Source organism: Bacteroides sp. (assembly GCF_029057325.1).
Classification (GTDB): domain Bacteria; phylum Bacteroidota; class Bacteroidia; order Bacteroidales; family Bacteroidaceae; genus Bacteroides.
In genome coordinates this window covers 1-3,358 of record NZ_JAICZW010000016.1, presented here as the reverse complement: position 1 = coordinate 3,358, position 3,358 = coordinate 1, and the positions used below count along the sequence as shown (strand labels likewise).

Below are 3,358 nucleotides of genomic sequence, written 5' to 3'. Positions count from 1 at the left end.
CCACTTTCTTAGAAACGCCCAGAAACGGACAGATTCCCAAGAATTGCGACAATACGATGTTGTTTACAAAGATTGCCGAGATAAATATCAATATATATTCCATAATCCTAAATTAAGAATTAAAAATTAAGAATCAAAAATTAAAAGTCCACCAAGCTTACCGTCACAGGCACACTCCATGCTTTCATTTTCAATTTTTCATTTTTCCCTTATCACGCCTTCTTCAAGCTGTTAATCAGAGCAATCAGATAACCTAATGCGATAAAGGCACCGGGAGCAAGCACAAACACCAGCATGCCGTATTCTTCGGGAAGAATGGACAGACCGAAAATCTTACCAGTTCCCAAAAACTCGCGTACGGCACCCAGCAAGGTCAAACCCAAAGTAAAGCCCAAGCCCATGCCCAAACCATCGAAGAAGGAAGCAAGCGGATTGTTCTTGGCGGCAAACGCTTCGGCACGCCCCAATACGATGCAATTCACTACAATCAACGGGATGAACAGACCCAAGGTTGCATACAGCGCCGGCACGTATGCCTGCATCACCATCTGCAACAGGGTTACGAACGATGCGATTACCACAATGAAAGAAGGAATACGCACCATATCGGGAATCAGGTTCTTAATGGCGGAGATCACCACGTTGGAGCAGATAAGCACAAACATCGTGGCAAGTCCCATACCCATACCGTTGATGGCGGAAGAGGTGGTTCCCAATGTAGGACACATACCCAACAGGAGCACAAACGTAGGATTCTCTTTGATAATCCCGTTCATCAATACTTTCAAATTATTCATATCTTCTACTCCTTTCTTAATTAGCACTGATGGAATCCGTAGCGGCAGCCTCGGAATCAGCAGATTGTTCAACATTCTTTTGGGTAGCACCGGTGGAGCCGTCAGCCGTATTCTGACCGGCGTAGGCAGCGTAGGCGGCATTCACAGCTTTCAGGAAAGCGCGTGAAGTGATGGTAGAGGCAGTGATGGCATCCACATTTCCGCCATCCTTGCTGACGGTCAGGGCAGTTTCGCCCGGATTCATACCGGTGATATCGCCCTTGTTTCCCTTCTTGAACCATTCGGCGGCCTTAGAGCCCAATCCTGGAGTCTCAGCGTGCGACAGTAAAGAGTAGTCGATGATTTTGCCTTCTGCATCGAAACCTACCAATACCTTCAGCTCACCACCGAAACCCATGGCGGCAGCTTCCACAGCCGCGCCGATATATTTGCCCTCTTTCGTTGCAGGATATACGGAATATGCCACCCCGTTCACTTCCTGCATCTTCTTTTCGGCAATCGGGTCATTATCGAAACCCGGAACCACCGCACTGACAGCATCGCTCAACGTCTTTGCGTTGGCCTGCGCAATGGGTTCCTTTGTCAGTTCGTTAACGTATGCCAGTAACGCTACGGAGATGGCTGTAACTCCCGTAAGTACCAGCAACATGTTCTTTAAGGATGATTCTAACTTTTTCATTTCTTCTTCGCTACCTCCCCAAAGCGTTTAGGTTTAACATACGTGTTAATCAGCGGAGTGAACGCATTCATAATCAGAATGGCGAACGACATACCTTCGGGATATGCACCGAACAAACGGATAATCACCGTCAGCAGACCGATGCAGACACCGTAAATCAACATTCCTCTGTGATTCATCGGAGAAGTCACATAGTCTGTAGCCATGAAGATAGCCCCCAGCATCAAACCACCGGAAAGCAACTGGGTCAGCGGACAAACATAGAGTTCGGGATTGGCCAAGTGCATGATGCCCGAGAATACGAACACCGTTGCCAAAATAGATACGGGAATGTGCCAGGTGATGATTTTCTTCCACAACATGTAAGCCAATCCCAGCAGCAGTGCCAATGCGCTCACCTCACCCAAGCATCCGCCGTTGTTTCCAATCAGCAGGTTGAGAGAAGAAGGCAGGTCGCTCAGCGACATGCCCGGCGCACCATTAATGACACCTTTCATGATAGCAAGCGGAGTAGCAGCTGTAGTAGCATCGGTGTAAGCCGTCAGCTGGCCCACAACCGGCCACGTCGTCATCTGTACGGGGAACGACAGCAACAGGAACACACGTCCTGCCAATGCGGGATTGAAAGGATTGCAACCCAAGCCTCCGAAAGACATCTTTCCTACGCCGATAGCGAACAAAGCGCCCAGAATGATAATCCAGACAGGCAGATTGGAAGGCAAGTTGAAAGCCAGCAACACACCGGTAATGATAGCAGAGCCATCGCAGATGGTAGTGGTTTCTTTCTTCATAATGAATTTGCCGATGGCCCATTCAAAGAACAGGCAGGCAGCTACGGACGTTGCCGTAACAATCAGCGCGCCCAGTCCAAAAAAGTAAAGCGAGACAAGGAATGCCGGAACCAATGCGATAAGCACGCCGTACATATTCTTCTTCACGCTGTCACCGCCATGAACGTGGGGCGAAAGGGATACGATTAATTTATTCATAGATTTATTCTTTCTTTCATTTTTTAGCTTGACGGGCACGAATCATCGCTCCTACCTTGCCTTTACCCAAACGGATGTAGTCCAACAGCGGACGGTTGGAAGGACAAGTGAACTGGCACGAACCACATTCGATGCACGACATAATATCTTCTTTCTCTACTCTTTCGAAATCTCCATGTGCCGAAACGGTGGCTAGCAAGAAAGGCTCCAATCCCATCGGGCAGGCACTTACGCACTTGGCGCAACGGATACAGGGCTGAACCTCCCCGCGCTTGGCTTCCTTGTCATTCATAATCAGAATGCCGGAGCTGCCCTTAGCGGTAGGAACGTCTGTATTGACCAATGCCTTGCCCATCATCGGGCCACCGCCGATCACCTTACCCGTATCTTCGGGCAGACCGCCACACGCTTCAATCAGCTGCTTCATCGGCGTACCGATACGAGCCAGAAAGTTGGACGGCTTTGCCAAAGACTTACCGGTCACGGTAACGACACGCTCGAACAGCGGCTTGTTCTTCTGCACGGCCTGATAAACGGCAAATGCAGTACCCACGTTCTGCACAACGGCTCCAGTGGAGATAGGCAACGCGCCGGCTGCCACCTGACGGCTGATAACAGCATCAATCAACTGCTTCTCGCCGCCTTGCGGATATTGCACTTTCAAGGGAACCACCTCAATGCCCGCATAGCCGGAAGCGACCTTTGTCATCAACTGGATAGCATCCGGCTTGTTGTTTTCAATACCGATGAATGCCTTATTCACCTTCACCGCCTTCATCAAGATGGAAACTCCCACCATGATTTCCTCGGCATGCTCCAACATCAGCTGATGGTCGGCTGTCAGATAGGGTTCGCACTCTACGGCATTGATAATAACACACTCTGCCTTAAAG

At 49.6% G+C, this 3,358-nt stretch carries 5 protein-coding genes; all 5 read right to left on the bottom strand.

Annotated elements, in window-relative coordinates:
• On the bottom strand, positions 1-103 hold a 103-nt coding region (locus K2G43_RS01135; RefSeq protein ID WP_300152746.1), incomplete at its 3' end, for an Rnf-Nqr domain containing protein.
• Positions 104-212: 109 nt separating this feature from the next.
• Positions 213-797 (bottom strand): electron transport complex subunit E, encoded by a 585-nt coding sequence (locus K2G43_RS01130; RefSeq protein WP_297644396.1) that lies wholly within the window; start codon positions 795-797, stop codon positions 213-215.
• A 16-nt stretch (positions 798-813) separates the two neighbouring features.
• Positions 814-1,476, bottom strand: coding sequence for an RnfABCDGE type electron transport complex subunit G (locus K2G43_RS01125; protein WP_297644398.1), 663 nt, complete (start codon positions 1,474-1,476; stop codon positions 814-816).
• The gene (locus K2G43_RS01120) at positions 1,473-2,465 is read right to left on the bottom strand and encodes an RnfABCDGE type electron transport complex subunit D (RefSeq protein WP_297644400.1); all 993 of its coding nucleotides are present in this window, start codon (positions 2,463-2,465) and stop codon (positions 1,473-1,475) included. Before K2G43_RS01120 ends, K2G43_RS01125 begins: the two co-directional genes overlap by 4 nt.
• A gap of 16 nt (positions 2,466-2,481) precedes the next feature.
• Positions 2,482-3,358: RnfABCDGE type electron transport complex subunit C (locus K2G43_RS01115; RefSeq protein ID WP_300152745.1), on the bottom strand; the 877-nt coding region annotated here is incomplete at its 5' end.